The sequence below is a fragment of the Rhodococcus opacus B4 genome (genome assembly GCF_000010805.1).
In the GTDB taxonomy this organism is placed as follows: domain Bacteria; phylum Actinomycetota; class Actinomycetes; order Mycobacteriales; family Mycobacteriaceae; genus Rhodococcus_F; species Rhodococcus_F opacus_C.
This window is the reverse complement of the sequence record NC_012522.1, coordinates 6,036,953-6,052,541: the sequence shown is the minus strand read 5'-3', so window position 1 is coordinate 6,052,541 and position 15,589 is coordinate 6,036,953. Positions and strand designations below refer to the sequence as shown.

Genomic DNA, 15,589 nt, shown 5'->3' with positions numbered 1-15,589 from the left:
CCCCGACGTGGCGGGTCCGCCGACTCCCCTGCATGCGGGCCCGCCACTCCCCTCTCTCGAATGCCCGTCACCGACACTTGCGGAGATCATGAACGCCACCCTCGAATCCCCAGCCGTGGGCGCCCCAGTGCGTCCGAATCTTCCCGCCGAGACCACCGCGTCGATGGCGGCGCTGCTGTCGCAGTTGGCGGCATTGACCCGAACCGCGGGCCGCGGTGATCTCCTGACCCGGCTGTCGCACACCGAGTCTCGCCTCGCCGATCCGCGGACGCGGGTGGTGGTGCTCGGACTGACCGACAAGGGTGTGAGCTCCGTGGCCGGTGCGCTCGTCGACGCGGACGTGTCGGCGGCGGCACGGTCGCGGCACGAGCCGGTGGTCGTCGAGTACGGACCTGTCGCGCCGGACCCGGATTCGACGGTGACCCTCCCCCACGACCTGCTCGCGGAGGGTCTGGTGCTGGTCGACGCACCCGGTTTCTCCGGTCACGCTCCGGCCCGCGCGGCGGACACGCTGGCGCTGGTCCCCACGGCGGATGCGGTGCTGTTCGTGTCCGATGCGAGTCAGGAATACACCGAACCCGAGGTCGCCCTGCTCACGCAGGTGTACAAGCTGTGCCCGATGGTGATCTGCGTCGTCAACAAGATCGATTTCTATCCGCGGTGGGCAGACATCCAGAAAGCCAACCGCACCCACTTGCAGAATGCGGATCTCGCGCTGCCACTGCTGCCGGTGTCCGCGGTGATGCACGCGGACGCGCTCGAGTCGGGCGAAGACGCACTCGACGTCGAATCCGGCATCCCGCAGCTCGTCGACTATCTCCGCGCCCAGGTGGTTGCGAAAGCGGATGTCGTGCTCCGCAATTCGGTGATCGCCGATGTCCGCACCGTCACCGACCACCTGTCGCTGTCGCTGAGCGCCGAACTGGACACGCTGCGTGATCCGCAGCGCGGCGCCGCTCTCGTCGAGCAGATGACCCGGGCCCGCACGGCGGCGGATCAGCTCCGCCAGCGATCCGCGAACTGGCAGTACACGCTGGCCGACGGCGCGATCGAGTTGATGACGGACATCGAGCACGACCTGCGCCATCGTCTGCGCACCGTCATCCGCGCGGCGGAGGAGGACATCGGCAAGTCCGACCCGGCACCGCGATGGGAGGAGTTCGGTTCCTGGCTCGACGGCGAGATCGCGACGTGCGTGCGGGAGAACTTCGTGATGGCCCACACCCGCTCGCAGGATCTGGCGCTGTCGGTCGCGCAACGCTTCGCCGAGGACGGCAAGGTCCCGGTGCCCGCGCTGCGCATCGACAACGTGGATCACGTGCTCGAACCCGTGAACACTCTCGAATCCCTGGAGAGTGCGCAGGGTTTCACCCAGCGCGTCCTGTCCAGCATGCGCGGGTCGTACGGCGGCGTGCTGATGGTCGGTCTCGTCACGAGCCTGGCCGGCCTGGCGCTGGTGAATCCCTTCTCGATCGGCGCGGGAGTGCTGCTCGGTGCCAACACGTACCGCGAGGACCGCAAGGCGCGCACCGCCCGCAGGCAGGCGGAGGCGAAGGTGGCGGTGTCGCGGCTGATGGACGACGTGATCTTCCAGGTGGGAAAGGAATCGAAGCAGCGACTGCGGGAGGTGCAACGCGTCCTGCGCGACCACTTCACCGACCTGGCGAACGAGATGCTCCGTTCCGTCGACCATTCGCTGCGCGCGGCGACGGACGCGTCGAAGATGCACGACGATCACCGTGCGACGCGGTCCGCGGAGATCCGCACGGAACTCGACACCTTGCGGCAGATCCGACTGCAGGCCGCCGGATTCGCGGGTCAGGTCGCGGCATGAGCGTCACCCGTCTGGGCTCCCAGACCCGCCAGCTGATCGATGCCGCCCGGCACGAACTGCGCAGCGACCCCGCCACTGTCGAAGAACTCCGGCACTGCGGCGCCCGCCTCGAGGAACCACTCCGCGTCGCGCTCACCGGCACGCTGAAGGCCGGTAAGTCGACGCTGCTCAACGCCCTCGTCGGCGAGGAGATCGCGCCCACCGACGCCACCGAGTGCACCCGGGTGGTCACCTGGTTCGAGCAGTCCACCACGCCGCGAATCGATCTCACCCACGACTCCGGACGCCGGACGCGACTGCCCGTGCACCGGGACGAGGGCAGGCTCTCGCTCGACCTCGGCGCGGTTACCGCGGACCGGGTGGAGCGGCTGCAGGTGGGGTGGCCGTCGGCGTTGCTCGGCGAGTTCACGCTCGTCGACACGCCTGGGACGTCGTCGAACTCGCGGGACGTGTCGGCGCGCACCCGGGCGCTGCTCCTCCCCGAGGACGGGCCGTGCGACGTCGACGCCGTCGTCTACCTGACGCGGGGCACCGACGGCGCGGACGTGCGGTTGCTCGACCAGTTGCAGACCCGGGTCGGCACGGCCGCCGGGCCGCTCGGCATCGTCGGGGTGCTGTCGCGGGCCGACGAGGTGAAGGGTGGACGTGAACGCACCCTCGACGCGGCCCGGGCCGCCGCGGACGACGCGGGTCGGCGGGTGCAACGCAGCCTGCTGCCCGTGTCGGGGCTTCTCGCGCTGCGTGGTCGCACGCTGCGTCAGACCGAGTTCGACGACCTGGCGGTGCTCGCCACCGTTCCCGACAGCGTGCTCGAGTCCGCCCTGCGCTCGATCACCCGGTTCGGGGCGGAGAACACCGACCTCGTCCTGTCGCCTGGGCAGCGGCGCGACCTTCTCGATTCCTTCGGCCTGTTCGGTATCCGGTTCGCGGTCGTGCTGATCCGCGCAGGCGCGACCGACGCGCCCGTGCTGGCCCGCGAGCTGACGGCGCACAGCGGCCTCGAGGACCTGCGCCGCACGCTGCACCTGCAGTTCGGTCAGCGCAGCACGGAACTGAAGGCGCACTCGGCGCTCCGGACGCTGAAGGCGGTGCTGGCCCGCACCCCGTCGTCGGCGAGCCGCACCCTGAGCCGGGCGGCGGACCGCCTGCTCGCCGACACCCACGTCTTCCGGGAGCTGCGGGTGCTGTCGGGCCTGCGCTCGAGTGGTCTGCAGCTACGGGACTCGGACGTCGTCCTGCTCGAGCGGGTGCTCGGCGGGGAGGGCATGTCGCCGCACACCCGCCTCGGGATGCCCGCCGACGCCGCCCCGGAGCAGATCTCCCGCGTCGCGCTGACGGCCCTGCGGTTCTGGCGGTCGCAGGCCGGACGCCCGACCATCGACACCGCGACGGTGCAGGCGTGCGCGTGTGCGGCGCGGTCCTGCGAGGCCCTGCTCGCCCGATGACGCGCCGCGCCTACCCCTCCTCGGGTCGCCAGAGTTCGAGCCGCGGGACGTCCGGCGGCTCGAAGCCCAGTACCTGACCGTAGAAGGAGAGTTCGGCGTTGCGTGAGCTGATCAGCGTGGCGAGCTTCCGGAAGCCGTGCGACTCCCCCTCGTACGCGAGGTAGGCGTGCGGGATGCCCTTCTCCACGAGCGCATCCCGGAACCGTTCCGCCTGCGACGGCGGCACGATCGGATCGTCGAGCCCCTGCAGCAGCAGCACCGGGCAGTTCAGCCCGGCGACGTTGTTCAGCGGTGCCCGCTCGGCGTAGAGGTCGGCGGCCTCCGGCAGCGGGCCGATCAGGCCGTCGATGTACCGGGACTCGAAGTCGTGGGTCTCCTTCACGAAACCGTCGAGTTCGGCGACACCGAAGTAGGAGGCGCCGCAGGCGAACACGTCCGAAGTCGTCAGCGCCGCGAGCACGGTCCACCCGCCGGCAGATCCGCCCTCGATCGCCAGCCGGCGGGGGTCCGCCATCCCCGCCTCCGCGAGACCGGTCACCGCGGTTACCACGTCTTCGACGTCGACGACGCCCCACTGGCCCCGCAACCGGTTGCGGTATTCGCGGCCGTAACCCGTCGAGCCGCCGTAGTTCACGTCGACGACGCCGATGCCGCGGCTGGTGAAGAACGCGAACACGGGATTCAGCAACGGCGCGACCCGTGACGTCGGTCCGCCGTGCACGAACGCCACGTACGGCGGCAGTTCCCCGTCCTCCCCCTGGTACCGCGGGTGCCGCGGCGGGTAGGCGATCGCGTGGACTTCGCGTTCGGCGCCCTGGAACGTCAGCTGCCGGGCCTCGGGGAGATACGCCGACTCCGGCAGTTCGGTGACGGACAACCGGACGGTGCGGAGTTCACCGGTGTCGAGGTCCAGTTCCCGCAGACCCGCCGGCGTCTGCGCGCCGCCGGTGAGCAACAGGATCCGGCTGCCGTTGCGATCCCCGAGACCGATGCTGGTGAGTCCGTCGAGGGGAATGTCCACCAGCGAACCATTGCCCGGATCGAGCACGGCGAGGGTGTCGGTGCCGAACGTGCGCACGGTCAGCAGGGTGCCGTCGTCGCGGCGGGTGTGCCAGCGGCCGCCGAGCATCCACAGCGCACCACCGAAGTCGGCGTCCATCGGGCACAACGCCACCGGCTCGGGATCGTCGACGTCCACCCGGTACAGATTCCACCAGCCGCTGCGGTCGCTGATCGTGTACAGCTCGGTGGTCCCGACCCATTCGGGTTGCAGCACCGATTCCTCGGTACCGCCGAGAAGGGTCCGCACCTTGCCGGTGACGCGGCCGCCCTCGACGGCCACGACCCTGAGCTCGGTGCCGTCCCACGGCATCTGGGGGTGATCCCACGCGATCCAGGCGAGGTGCCTGCGATCCGGGGACAGCCGCGGATTGGCCAGGAAATCCGAGCCGGCCACGACGGACCGCACCCGATGCGGGTCGTCCGCCGCCGACCCGTCCAGCGGGATCACGCAGATGTCGCGGGACACGCCGCCCTCGGTGTCGTGCGTCTCGCGGACCGCCCACACCTCGCCGTCGACCACCGACAGGTCGCCGTACCGCAGCGAGCACGGCTGCGGCGGCTCCGGGGTCAGCGGCACCGGTGTCCCGCCCTCCAACAGGTACAGGCGCTGGTCGCTGAACTCGGCGAACACCAGGCGGCCGGCGTCGGTGACGGTCCAGGCGCCGCCGCCGTACTCGTGGACCCGGGTGCGGGAGTTCCACGGTGCGGGCAGGACGTCTTCCGGTTCGTCGTCCAGGCCGAGGCGCCGCACCGCGACCCGCCCGCCCTCACTGGGCCGCAGCTCCGACCACCACACGTCGTCGCCCACGTAGCGGCCACCCTCGACGGGGTGGCCGCTGGAGGCGAGATCCGCCGCCGCGATCGGAGAGGGCCAGGAACCGTAGGGCGCAGAGGTCATCCGCCGAGGATATTCCGCCGCCCGCTACTCCGCAGGCAGCCACGCGCCGTGAAGGCCCGCCGGAACCCGAATCGGTAGTCGCACCTTCCCGATCGGCCCCGACCCGGGGTCGTCGGCGGGCAGCACGAAGAACCAGGACGACATGTCGGCGCGGTCGGTGCCGATCATCCCCCAGTATTCGTGCTCGGCGCCCGGCATGAAGATCGGTTCGCCCACCGACACACTGCCCGGGTCCCAGTGCGTCTCGGTGCCGCGGGCGGTGTCGAAGAACCACAGCGAATCCTGCCGTCCCTGGCTGCGGTCGAGTTTGCCGACCGTCGCCACGGTGCGGTGCCCACGGGTCAGTTCGCGGTCGTCGACCCGCGGGAACTCGACGTCGCGGTCGCACACCACCTCTCGCGTCACCCGCCCGCTGCCGGGGTCGACGACGGCGCGGACCAGCGAGCCCAGCGACGGCGCCGGGGCCTTCGCGAACCCGCCGGGATACGTCCATTCCACGTAGTCGACGCTCACCCTCCCGTCGGGCAGATCGAACGCGTTCGCGAAGTGCCACACCCAGTACGCGTCGTGCGTCGTCCACCGCACGGGACCGCCGTCTCTGGGGATCAGCGCGATCCTCGTACCGTCGTCCGGCCGCCAGTCCAGCACGGATCCGCCGGTCAGCACGGCGGCGATGTCGAAGACCAGGGGGCACAGCATCAGGACGATGTAGCGCTCGGTGAGTGCCATGTCGTGGATCATCAGCGGCGTGTCCGCACCCTCGACGGGCGTCGGTGTTCGCGCCACCGAGCCGTCGGGGTTGACCACCGACCACGTCAGGTACGGAGCTTCCAACATGTAGTTGAACAGCACCATCTGTCCGGTGACCGGGTCGATCTTGGGGTGCGCGGTGCTCCCCACTCCCATGGCGCCGTCACAGTTCTCCCGTCCCACCGTGCTCAGGTCGGCGGGGTCGAGGCGGAACGGCAGCGTGGTCTCGGCCATCGCGAGCAGCCGTCCGCCGTGCCGGACGATGTTGATGTCCGGCAATTCGCGCGACGTGCCCGCGAGTTCGGGTCCGACCTCGTCCTCGGTCGGAGTGTAGAGGTCGGTGACACCGGCCCAGATGACGTGTCCGGCCTTCTCTTCCGCCTTCACCATGGGGGTGCGGACGAATCGGTTGGTGTACCGGGCGGCGCCGTCGGCCAACTCGATGCGGTGGACCATGCCGTCGCCGTCGAGCGGATAGACGTACGTGCCGATCGGGTCGAACCGCGGATTGGGACCGTTGCGCAGATAGGCGCCGTGCAGGTCGGAGGGCAGCTCGCCGATCACCTCGAGATCCCGGACGTCGACCTCCTCCCGCTGCGGCTCGAACACCCCGACGAGATGGCTGTGGTGCGCGATGTCGACGGGTCCGGGACGACGGGTTACCGGTGCTGACATGTGGGTCTTTCCCTCCGGGCGCGGTGATCACGACCCCCTCTCGAGGGTACGACGGGCGTGTGCGCGGGCGGCGTGTTTCGACGACACGACGACGGTCCGATACCCACCAGTAGAAATCCGGTTGCCCGGGAGTGGGAGAATGACCGTCGTGAGCAACCCAGACCACGGCCACCACCGCATGCCGCATCGCAAGCTGGAGCAGTCCACCAAGCTTCAGAACGTGCTCTACGAGATCCGTGGACCGGTACATGCCCACGCCGCCCGGCTGGAGGCGGAAGGTCACCGGATCCTCAAGCTCAACATCGGCAACCCCGCGCCGTTCGGTTTCGATGCGCCCGACGTGATCATGCGCGACATGATCGCCGCGCTCCCGTACGCGCAGGGGTACTCCGAGTCCAAGGGCATCCTGTCGGCGCGCCGCGCGATCGTAACCCGCTACGAACTGGTCGCCGGGTTCCCCGAACTCGACGTCGACGACATCTACCTGGGTAACGGCGTGTCCGAGCTCATCACGATGACGATGCAGGCGCTCCTCGACAACGGCGACGAGGTGCTGATCCCGGCGCCGGACTACCCGCTGTGGACCGCGATGACGAGCCTCGCCGGCGGCACCCCGGTGCACTACCTGTGCGACGAGGGCAACGACTGGAACCCCGACATCGCGGACATCGAGTCCAAGATCACCGACAAGACCAAGGCGCTCCTCGTCATCAACCCGAACAATCCGACGGGTGCGGTGTACTCGATGGAGGTGCTGCAGCAGCTCGTCGACCTGGCGCGCAAGCATCAGCTGCTGCTCCTCGCGGACGAGATCTACGACAAGATCCTCTACGACGACGCCAAGCACATCTCGCTGGCGACGCTGGCCCCGGACCTGCTGTGCCTGACGTTCAACGGCCTGTCGAAGGCGTACCGCGTGGCGGGTTACCGCTCCGGCTGGGTGGCCATCACCGGCCCGAAGGAGCACGCCGCGGGTTTCCTCGAGGGACTCGACCTGCTGGCGTCGACGCGTCTGTGCCCGAACGTACCGGGTCAGCACGCCATCCAGGTGGCGCTCGGCGGGCACCAGAGCATCGAAGACCTGATCCTGCCGGGTGGCCGGCTGCTCGAGCAGCGTGACGTCGCATGGGAACGCCTCAACATGATCCCGGGCGTCTCGTGCGTGAAGCCGAAGGGCGCGCTGTACGCGTTCCCCCGTCTCGACCCCAACGTCTACGAGATCTACGACGACGAGAAGCTGGTCCAGGACCTGCTGCTGCAGGAGAAGATCCTGATGGTGCAGGGCACCGGATTCAACTGGCCGGACCACGACCACCTCCGGATCGTGACGCTGCCGTGGGCGCGGGATCTCGCCGTCGCCATCGAGCGGTTCGGTAATTTCCTCACCAGCTACAAGCAGTAGGATCGAGACACAGCAAGCGACACGCGCGTCGCTTGCGTGTCTCCTGGGGGAAAAGAATGGTCACCAGCACCCGCGCGCGTTTCGGACAATTCGTCCACCGGCGACGGCGTTTGCTGAACCTCACACAGGACCAGGTCACGGCCGCCGGTGGCCCCTCCGACGCAGCTCAGACACGCGCCGAGAACGGGACCGGCCCGGATCCGAGCATCGAGACCCTCCGCAAACTGGACGTCGCGCTGCGGTGGGCGCCGGGCAGCGCGGCCCGCACCCTCGACGGCGGTCACCCGACTCCCCTCGAGGCGCTCGACGGGGACGAGCGGGTGCCGGCGTCGCGCCCGCTGACGCTCGGACCGTCGGAGATTCCGCTGGATCTGGACACGATCATCGAGATCCTGGGGCCGCATACCCAGCTCACGAGGCTGAGCGCGGCGCACCCCGAGGTTCCGGGGCTGGTCGAGGCGGCGGGCGAACTGAGCCGTGTGGTCTCGAAGATCACCGGCGCCTACGTCACGCGGTTGCTGGAAGTCAACGGAGGACCCGCGGGGCCGCGCCAGCCGCTGGTGGAGTTCGCGTTCGGCCACCTACTGGAAGAACCGTCGACCGTCACCGACCCCCGCGAACTCGAGGAGGCGCGGTACCGCCGTTTCCTCTACGGCCGGGGGGAGGATCTCGACGCGGCCACCCGGGAGCGGTTCTGGCGTCGATGGGAGGACGCGGTGAAACTCGTCGCCACCGACGATCCCGAACGCAGCGGAGACGCGGAGGTGACCGCATGACCGGGGTGCCGTTGTCGGTGCGGGTCAACCGCCTGTTCTCCCTCGCCCACGAACTCGACGGTCCCGAACCGGGCGAGGACGCCGTCGCCGCGGGGGTGTCGCGGATCCTCGGCCGCCCCGTCGCGCCGTCCGAGATCGAGTCGCTGCGCACGAACGATCACGAGCCTCCCGAGCCCGACGTCCTGAGGGCGGTCGCGCAGCACTTCCACGCCCCCGAGCAGTACCTCGCGGCCGACGGCTACCACGACTACGACACCCTGGTCCGGTTCAAGATCGCCGTCCGCGAGGCCGGGGTGCGGCACCTGTCGATGCGATCGCTCGACGCGGACGCGGAGCCGACCACCGCCGAGATGGAATCGCTGATCCCGCTTCTGGAGAATCTGCGGCAGAGCCACGGCCCGCTGCCGCTCGCGTCGCCGGACCCCGGTCAGACCTGAGCGGGGACGCGCGCCGACGGATCCTCGGGCCCGCCGAACTGCGGGAGGCGCCGCGCCCACAGCGCCGCCGCCACGCGCTCGCCGTCCTTCCAGTGGTTGGCCAGCCGTGCCAGTTCCCACGGTTCGCCGCCGATGTCGGCCGCGAACCGGTGCGTCGTCCCGCCCGCGCCGTGCGCCCGGTGACCGGCGTTGCGCGCCAGGCACGCAAGGTGCAGTCGCGCCGCCGTGACCACCGGCGGCGCGTGGCCGGTGGAGTCGCCGAGTTCGAACACGACGTGCCGATCGAGGACCATGATCGCGTCGCGGATCTCGACGCTCATCCGGTCGAGGCGGCCGCGGACGGACAGCGCCCGGCGGTCGGCGGGACGCAGTTCCAGGACCACCTCGGGGACCGCGCCGGTCAGGGTCCGCCACATCGGCTGCAGCCGGCGGGTGACCCGCCGCGTACGCCACCGGTGGCCGAGCACCCGGATCACCGGCCCCGCGGAGATGATCGCGCCCGCCGACACGACGAGTACGCGGATGAACGCCCCCGAGTCGCTGTGCGATTCGGTCAGTGCGTTGTCTTCGCTGACGGCGTTGACCACTCCGGTCGTCATGACGACACCCATGTCGAACACCTCGAACAGCGACAGCGCGATGACGGCGAGGAACACCCGGCGCTCGTGTCCCGGGGTCGCGCTGCGCACGGCCTTCAGCGAGATCCACAGGTTGAGCACGGCGACGGCGAGGATCGGAACGGCGTACGTGATGCAATAGGCCGCGAAGAGCCAGCCGCCCTCGTCCGCGATGGCGACGCCCCGCGACCGCGCCGGGGCGCTGAGGGCGATGAGGATCGCCCCCGCGACGAGGCACACCGACAGCGACACGACGTGGATGCGGGGCAGGCGCGCCGGGCCGAGCGCCCACGCGGAGAAGAGGCTGATCAGCGACGCCGCGGTGAGGATGATGCAGACGTTGCTGAGGGTGTTCGCGAATCCGTGCCCGAACCAGAGGTCGAGCCAGTGCTGCGCCAGCGACCGCTGGAGGACCAGCGAGAGCGAGGCGAAGACGAGGGCGGCGTTCATCCGGCGTTCGGCGACGGTCGACCGGACCAGGGCCACGCGCAGGAGGGTGGTCCCCCAGACGACGGCGAGCAGCGGCCAACTCACATAGGTGGGCGGTTCGTACACGGCGTCAGAACGTTCCGAGCATCCGCGACACCCGCGCGTCACCGGCGGTGTCGCCGTTCGCTGTCGCGCGGCGACCCGCCATGATCAGGGTGGCGAGCAGTTCCGCCTCGTATTCCTGGTCGTTCGAATAGTTCGACCGGCCGAGCATTTTGACCACGCCGGTCGCGTCGACCGACGGCGCGGCCGCCGACAGCACCGTCGAGTCGACGGAGGTGTCTCCGACGGCGTCGCGGTCGTGGCCGAGTTCCATGTGCGCGAGTTCGTGGCAGATGATGTGGGTGGCGTGCACGTCCGACATCCCCGTTGCGTACAGGATCACGTCGTCCTCGGCCCGCGCGAGCCAGAGTCCGGAATGCCCGCTCTGGACCAGGGCGTGCGACACGGGGACCAGGTGGATCGGGCGACACCGGCGGGCGGCGACACCGTCGATCAGCTGATCCCTGTTCCAGGGCACGGGAATACCCATCTCCGCCACGATCCGGCGAAGATGGTTGCTGGGTCGCGACGGCCGCGAGATTCGCACTGGAACACCTCCGAACGGCCATAATCCTAGGCTGTCGGTGTTCGAGGTCACGACATGTGGGCGATTTCACCTACCCGGTTGACGAATACCCCTCATGTGTCGGTAGATTGGCAACCGGCACCTCGAGTGCCGCGAGCACCTGTCGCCCCTCCCCCCTGTGGGCGCCAGGTTGGTGGCGGGGTCAACCCCCCCTGTACCCCGCCACCCAGCTCGGCACTTCTCTCCACGCAGCGGCTCGTCGCCCGCGGAACACACCCCTCGTTCGGAGTTCCGGACCACCTTTGCAATGAAGCTCGGCGTTCGCTGCGGATTAGCTGCTGCGTGCCGTGTTCCGATATCTAATCACACCGGCGACATATAAGCGACACGAGAGCAATACGCACCAGACGGCGTAGCAACACCGGCACCACAAGGCACTTCCGTCACAGCGTTGCCGGTCCGCTTCCGGCTACCCTGTCGTGCGTGCGGAGACAATCCTTCCAGCAGCCGGCGCGACGCGGACGATGAGCGAATTCCACGGACACGGCCACGGACACGGCCACGGCCACAGCGACGGACCGGCCCCGATGGGCCCCGTCGCCGCCAAGGTGGTGGTCGGGCTCCTCGTCGCCATCGGTGTCGCGGTGCTCATCGGCGCCGTCGCGTTGTGGCCCGGCAAGCCGAGCGTCGACGTCGAACAGCCGTTCCAGAGCGCGCAGGGCGGCGCGGTCGTCACGGAGTCGGGCACGGTCACGATGCAGAACATCGGCGACTGCGGAAGTCCGTCGGCCGGACGCGTCTTCACCGGCTCCCCTCTGCCCCCGCCCGCCGGCGCCTACGAGTGCCAGCGCAGCATCGTCGACATCGAGTCCGGCCCCAACACCGGCACCCAGACGCTGCTCGAGATCATCCCCGGACCCGGCCAGCCCGACCTCCGGGTGGGTGAGGACATCCGGCTGTCCCGCCAGACGGATGTGAACGGCACGACGGAGTACTCGTTCGAGGACTACGCGCGCGGTCTGCCCGTCACCCTCATCGCTCTCGCGTTCGCGGTCGTCGTCATCGTGGTCGCGCGGTGGCGCGGGTTCCGGGCGCTCGTCGGCATCGTCGTCTCGTTCGGCGTGCTCGTCCTGTTCACGCTCCCGGCACTGCTGGACGGACAACCGGCGATCCCGGTGGCGCTCGTGTCCGGCGCCGTCATCCTGTATGCCGTGCTGTATCTCGCGCACGGCGTGTCACTGCGCACCAGTTCGGCGTTGCTGGGCACCCTCGCGTCGATGGCCCTGGCAGCGGTCCTCTCCTGGGCCACCATCGAAATGACGCGCCTGACCGGGCTGTCCGAGGAGCAGAACACCAACGTCCAGACGTACATCCAGCACGTCAGCATCACCGGCCTGCTGCTGGCCGGCTTCATCATCGGCTCGCTGGGTGTGCTCAACGACGTCACCATCACGCAGGCGGCGTCGGCGTTCGAACTGGCCTCGCTCGACCCGGACGCGTCGAGGCGACAGATCTTCGGTTCGGCGATGCGCGTCGGCCGCGATCACATCGCCAGCACCGTGTACACCCTCGTGCTGGCGTATGCCGGCGGGGCGCTGCCGCTGCTGTTGCTGTTCAGTGTGGCGGGCCGGTCGATCCAGGACGTGCTGCTCAGCGACGCGGTGGCCATCGAGATCGTGCGTTCCGCGGTCGGTGGCATCGCCCTGGCGCTGTCGGTGCCGCTGACCACCGCGATCGCGGTGATGCTGGCGCGCCCGATCGGCGCGGGTACCAGCGGCACTGCGCCCGCGGTCAGGCCGTCACGGGGTGGCCGGCACTCCAAGTAGCGGACGAGACCGCTAGCTGAAGAGTCCGACCTCCCGGAGGACGATGAAGATGATGGCGATCACCATCAGCGCGTAGACGGTCAGCATCGTCACCTTGGCCGCATGTTCGCTGGTGGGCGGGAACATCTTCAGGATCGGCTTCGTGTACGCGACCAGACGGGTCTCTGCCGGCGCGGCCGCCGAAGACGGGGGAACGTTGGGAGTGCTGTGGAACTCCGCGGGATTTGCAGTCACTGCACACATCCTCTCTACGCCGGAACCATTCCCATCGTAGGCCCGGATAGCGGCCGCGACTACGTTCCGGGGAACCTGGGAAGTTCGGGCAGCTGGATCGACGGCAACTGGATCTGCGGCAGTCCGGGGAACACCGGGATGGGCGGCGGCGGCGGCGCGGGCTCCGCCTCGGGAATCCGGATCTGCGACGCCGTCTGCACGGGCGCCTCGACGATCTCGGACGTCGGAGGCGGCGGGGGCGTCGTCGGTGACGGTGTGGCCATCTCGGTGACGACCGGCGGTTCGGTGGTGAGTTGCGTGGTCACCGGCTGCGACGACCCCTCGGTGCGCGACAGCAGGTTCTTGCCGTACCCGAGACCGAGACCGATCACCGCGACCACGGCGAGCGCGGTCCCTGCCAGCGCAGCGCCGCGGATCTGGAGTTTGGCCACCTGCTGACTCGGCGGCGGCGCCGCGGCGCTCAGCCAGGACGGAGTACTCGACGGCGCACCGCTGCGCGCGACGACCGCGGTCGGCGCGTGCCGGGAGACGGTCGCCTCGACCGTGGGACCGGGCCTGTACTGCGGCGGCGGGAGGACGCGGGCGACCTCGACGGGTGGCGGCACCACCTGCTGGGCGAGCAGCGCAGCACCCTGTGCCGCAACGAGTTCGGGATGATCGGGAACGATGACCGGCAACCCGAGCCACGACTCCAGGACCGTGCGCACGAGTGGTATGCGCGCACCGCCACCGGTGAGCACCACGGCATCCGGGGTTCGTCCCGACCGGGTGATCACGTCGCGGGCGAGGCGCGCCGACGATTCGACGGTGACACCGATGAGCGAGTCGAAGACATCACGCGACAGCAGTAGCAGACCACCCTCGCCGGGCACGGCGACGGCGCCGCCGGTGGAGAGCCGCTCCTTCGCCTCACGGCAGCGGAGGTCGAGCGCCAGGCTCTCGGCCGCGTCGCGGGGCGCCTCGATGCGGTGGTTCTCCAATTGATTGGCACGAACCAGCCGGTCGAAGACGTCGCCGCTCACGGTGTCGGTGCGGACCGTCTCGACCACTTCACCGGTCACCCGGTCGACGACGCTCACGGTGAGGCCGGAGCTGCCCAGGTCGTAGAACACGAGCGTCGCGTGGTCGCCGAGGGCGCCCGAGACGTCGAGGAATTTCAGCGCGGCGGAGGCCTCGGTGACGAGCTGGTAGTTGGCGAGCTGCTGCCGGGCCATCGCCGCCTGGACGGCACCCGCCTGCGCTTCGTCGCGGTAGGCGACGCCGGTGGCGCGCACCTGTCCCGCGTCGGGTGCCCCGGCGAGGACCACGCCGATCGATTCGGCCGCCAGTTCCTCCGGCAGGTCCCGGCCTGCGGCGACGACCTGGGCCCGGAAGTCGGGGACGTGCCGGCTCGCGGCGTCGTCACGGTTCACGGAGTCGGGTCGTGCCAAGCGCACAGCGCTCGCACCGACCGACACACCTAGAACCGAACTCATGGGCCGCCTTCGACTGTGCACGGGTTCGATCCGGAATCCCCCCACTCCATGGCCCGCAGTCTAGCGAAGCGGTCCGACACGGCAACCGGGCAACCGTTCGGCGGCGAGAACTCAGAAGTTGCTCGCGATGATCACTCCCGCAATGCCCGTTCCCAGCGGCACGAACGTGCACGGCGGCACGACCACGTGGGCGGGATCGAGAGTGTTGAGCACCAGTTGCTGGGAGAACGGGTCGTAGGGCAGGTTGAAATGCCCGGTCTGGTCGATCGGGCACAGGTCCTGGACGAGGATGTTGGTGGCGCCGGGGTCGTGCAGCGCGACGTTGGTGTACGGCTGGATCACCTCGTCGTAGCGCGTGCCGATCGTGGTGTATTCGGCGCCGGGGACGGTGTCGCCGCCGGCGTTGAGGGCGGTGAGGAACGGCGAGCCCTGCACCTGCTCGGCGAGCGCCTCCGAACCGATCGCTTCGATGAGTTCGGTGCCCCCGGGAACGGACGTCACCGCCGTCGCGATCCCGAAGAACGTGCCCCCGTAGGTGGGCGACGCCAGACCGATCCAGTGGTGCACCTTCGATGCTCCGCCGAGCCTGTTCACGTAGTACCGGGCCACCGTCGCGCCCTGCGAGTGCCCGATCAGGTCGACCTCGTCGGCACCGGTCGCGGACAGCACGTCGTCGACGAACACCTCGAGTTCGGCGGCGCCCTGGGTCATCGTCTGCATCCCGTAGTGCTCGGTGCCCGGCTTCTGACCGTAGTTCAGGGCGAACACGCAGTAGCCGGCGGCTTTCAGTTTCGGGCTCAGCCCGGCCCAGTTCGCGTAGGCGCTGCCGTCGCTGCCGTGCACGAGAATCACGGGGCGGGGGTGCGCGGCGTCGGGTCGGCACGAGAAGTCGTTGGCACCGGGCGGCGCGGTGTGCGGGTGGCGCTTCGCGTACGCGATCGCGGTCCCGGCATCGGATTGCGGAGGCCCCGGCAGGGTCGGGACTTCCGCCGCGTGAGCGGGCGCAGCTCCGAGCAGGCAGATCACGGCAGCGAGGAATGCGAGTAGGGATCCGTGACGTGCCTTCGACATCGCCCAGCCCTCCGTTGCGATTGAGGCTGA

General features: G+C 69.6%; 13 protein-coding genes. 6 read left to right on the top strand and 7 right to left on the bottom strand.

What is annotated here, in order from left to right; all coding sequences use genetic code 11:
* Nucleotides 1-88 precede the first annotated feature (88 nt).
* Together ROP_RS27470 and ROP_RS27465 are read left to right on the top strand one after the other, a co-directional pair.
* Nucleotides 89-1,834 carry an Isoniazid-inducible protein iniA gene (locus tag ROP_RS27470; RefSeq protein ID WP_050785134.1) on the top strand — a complete coding sequence of 582 codons (1,746 nt, stop codon included), beginning with the start codon at nucleotides 89-91 and terminating at the stop codon, nucleotides 1,832-1,834.
* Nucleotides 1,831-3,279, top strand: a complete 1,449-nt coding sequence (locus tag ROP_RS27465) for a dynamin family protein (RefSeq protein WP_015889284.1) — start codon at nucleotides 1,831-1,833, stop codon at nucleotides 3,277-3,279. The genes ROP_RS27470 and ROP_RS27465 overlap by 4 nt, the downstream gene beginning before the upstream one ends.
* 10 nt (nucleotides 3,280-3,289) lie before the next feature.
* Here ROP_RS27465 and ROP_RS27460 read toward each other — a convergent pair whose 3' ends face one another.
* Nucleotides 3,290-5,239, bottom strand: a complete 1,950-nt coding sequence (locus ROP_RS27460) for a S9 family peptidase (RefSeq protein ID WP_015889283.1) — start codon at nucleotides 5,237-5,239, stop codon at nucleotides 3,290-3,292.
* A 24-nt stretch (nucleotides 5,240-5,263) separates the two neighbouring features.
* Complete coding sequence (locus ROP_RS27455; RefSeq protein ID WP_015889282.1) at nucleotides 5,264-6,664, bottom strand: carotenoid oxygenase family protein; 1,401 nt, start codon at nucleotides 6,662-6,664, stop codon at nucleotides 5,264-5,266.
* 139 nt (nucleotides 6,665-6,803) lie between these two features.
* Here ROP_RS27455 and ROP_RS27450 point away from each other — a divergent pair, with 139 nt between their 5' ends.
* From ROP_RS27450 to ROP_RS27440, 3 genes are read left to right on the top strand one after another with little or no spacing between them, the layout of a single operon-like run.
* Nucleotides 6,804-8,066, top strand: coding sequence for a pyridoxal phosphate-dependent aminotransferase (locus tag ROP_RS27450; protein ID WP_005253480.1), 1,263 nt, complete (start codon nucleotides 6,804-6,806; stop codon nucleotides 8,064-8,066).
* Nucleotides 8,067-8,122: 56 nt separating this feature from the next.
* Complete coding sequence (locus ROP_RS27445) at nucleotides 8,123-8,842, top strand: helix-turn-helix domain-containing protein (protein WP_015889281.1); 720 nt, start codon at nucleotides 8,123-8,125, stop codon at nucleotides 8,840-8,842.
* Nucleotides 8,839-9,279 carry a hypothetical protein gene (locus ROP_RS27440; RefSeq protein WP_015889280.1) on the top strand — a complete coding sequence of 147 codons (441 nt, stop codon included), beginning with the start codon at nucleotides 8,839-8,841 and terminating at the stop codon, nucleotides 9,277-9,279. The genes ROP_RS27445 and ROP_RS27440 overlap by 4 nt, the downstream gene beginning before the upstream one ends.
* Here ROP_RS27440 and ROP_RS27435 read toward each other — a convergent pair.
* Together ROP_RS27435 and ROP_RS27430 are read right to left on the bottom strand one after the other, a co-directional pair.
* Nucleotides 9,270-10,451 (bottom strand): MAB_1171c family putative transporter, encoded by a 1,182-nt coding sequence (locus ROP_RS27435; RefSeq protein WP_043825423.1) that lies wholly within the window; start codon nucleotides 10,449-10,451, stop codon nucleotides 9,270-9,272. The two genes, ROP_RS27440 and ROP_RS27435, sit on opposite strands and share 10 nt — an antisense overlap.
* A gap of 4 nt (nucleotides 10,452-10,455) precedes the next feature.
* Nucleotides 10,456-10,974 (bottom strand): hypothetical protein, encoded by a 519-nt coding sequence (locus tag ROP_RS27430; RefSeq protein ID WP_015889278.1) that lies wholly within the window; start codon nucleotides 10,972-10,974, stop codon nucleotides 10,456-10,458.
* A 503-nt stretch (nucleotides 10,975-11,477) separates the two neighbouring features.
* Between ROP_RS27430 and ROP_RS27425 the strand changes: the two genes are divergently transcribed.
* Entirely contained in the window at nucleotides 11,478-12,779 is a 1,302-nt protein-coding gene (locus tag ROP_RS27425) for a YibE/F family protein (RefSeq protein WP_015889277.1), read from the top strand.
* Nucleotides 12,780-12,791: 12 nt separating this feature from the next.
* Here ROP_RS27425 and ROP_RS27420 read toward each other — a convergent pair whose 3' ends face one another.
* The 3 genes from ROP_RS27420 to ROP_RS27410 form a co-directional block, all read right to left on the bottom strand.
* Complete coding sequence (locus ROP_RS27420) at nucleotides 12,792-13,022, bottom strand: hypothetical protein (protein ID WP_231868996.1); 231 nt, start codon at nucleotides 13,020-13,022, stop codon at nucleotides 12,792-12,794.
* Nucleotides 13,023-13,072: 50 nt separating this feature from the next.
* Nucleotides 13,073-14,488, bottom strand: coding sequence for an Hsp70 family protein (locus ROP_RS27415; protein WP_050785133.1), 1,416 nt, complete (start codon nucleotides 14,486-14,488; stop codon nucleotides 13,073-13,075).
* Between the two features lie 111 nt (nucleotides 14,489-14,599).
* Nucleotides 14,600-15,559, bottom strand: a complete 960-nt coding sequence (locus tag ROP_RS27410; RefSeq protein WP_015889274.1) for an esterase/lipase family protein — start codon at nucleotides 15,557-15,559, stop codon at nucleotides 14,600-14,602.
* Between the last annotated feature and the right edge of the window lie 30 nt (nucleotides 15,560-15,589).

What these genes read in the sequence shown, in the direction of transcription:
- ROP_RS27440 (WP_015889280.1), top strand. Translation starts at nt 8,839, where the DNA reads ATGACCGGGGTGCCGTTGTCGGTGCGGGTCAACCGCCTGTTCTCCCTC.
- ROP_RS27415 (WP_050785133.1), bottom strand. Translation starts at nt 14,488, where the DNA reads ATGAGTTCGGTTCTAGGTGTGTCGGTCGGTGCGAGCGCTGTGCGCTTG.
- ROP_RS27470 (WP_050785134.1), top strand. Translation starts at nt 89, where the DNA reads ATGAACGCCACCCTCGAATCCCCAGCCGTGGGCGCCCCAGTGCGTCCG.
- ROP_RS27420 (WP_231868996.1), bottom strand. Translation starts at nt 13,022, where the DNA reads ATGTGTGCAGTGACTGCAAATCCCGCGGAGTTCCACAGCACTCCCAAC.
- ROP_RS27425 (WP_015889277.1), top strand. Translation starts at nt 11,478, where the DNA reads ATGAGCGAATTCCACGGACACGGCCACGGACACGGCCACGGCCACAGC.
- ROP_RS27460 (WP_015889283.1), bottom strand. Translation starts at nt 5,239, where the DNA reads ATGACCTCTGCGCCCTACGGTTCCTGGCCCTCTCCGATCGCGGCGGCG.
- ROP_RS27450 (WP_005253480.1), top strand. Translation starts at nt 6,804, where the DNA reads ATGACCGTCGTGAGCAACCCAGACCACGGCCACCACCGCATGCCGCAT.
- ROP_RS27455 (WP_015889282.1), bottom strand. Translation starts at nt 6,664, where the DNA reads ATGTCAGCACCGGTAACCCGTCGTCCCGGACCCGTCGACATCGCGCAC.
- ROP_RS27445 (WP_015889281.1), top strand. Translation starts at nt 8,123, where the DNA reads ATGGTCACCAGCACCCGCGCGCGTTTCGGACAATTCGTCCACCGGCGA.
- ROP_RS27465 (WP_015889284.1), top strand. Translation starts at nt 1,831, where the DNA reads ATGAGCGTCACCCGTCTGGGCTCCCAGACCCGCCAGCTGATCGATGCC.
- ROP_RS27410 (WP_015889274.1), bottom strand. Translation starts at nt 15,559, where the DNA reads ATGTCGAAGGCACGTCACGGATCCCTACTCGCATTCCTCGCTGCCGTG.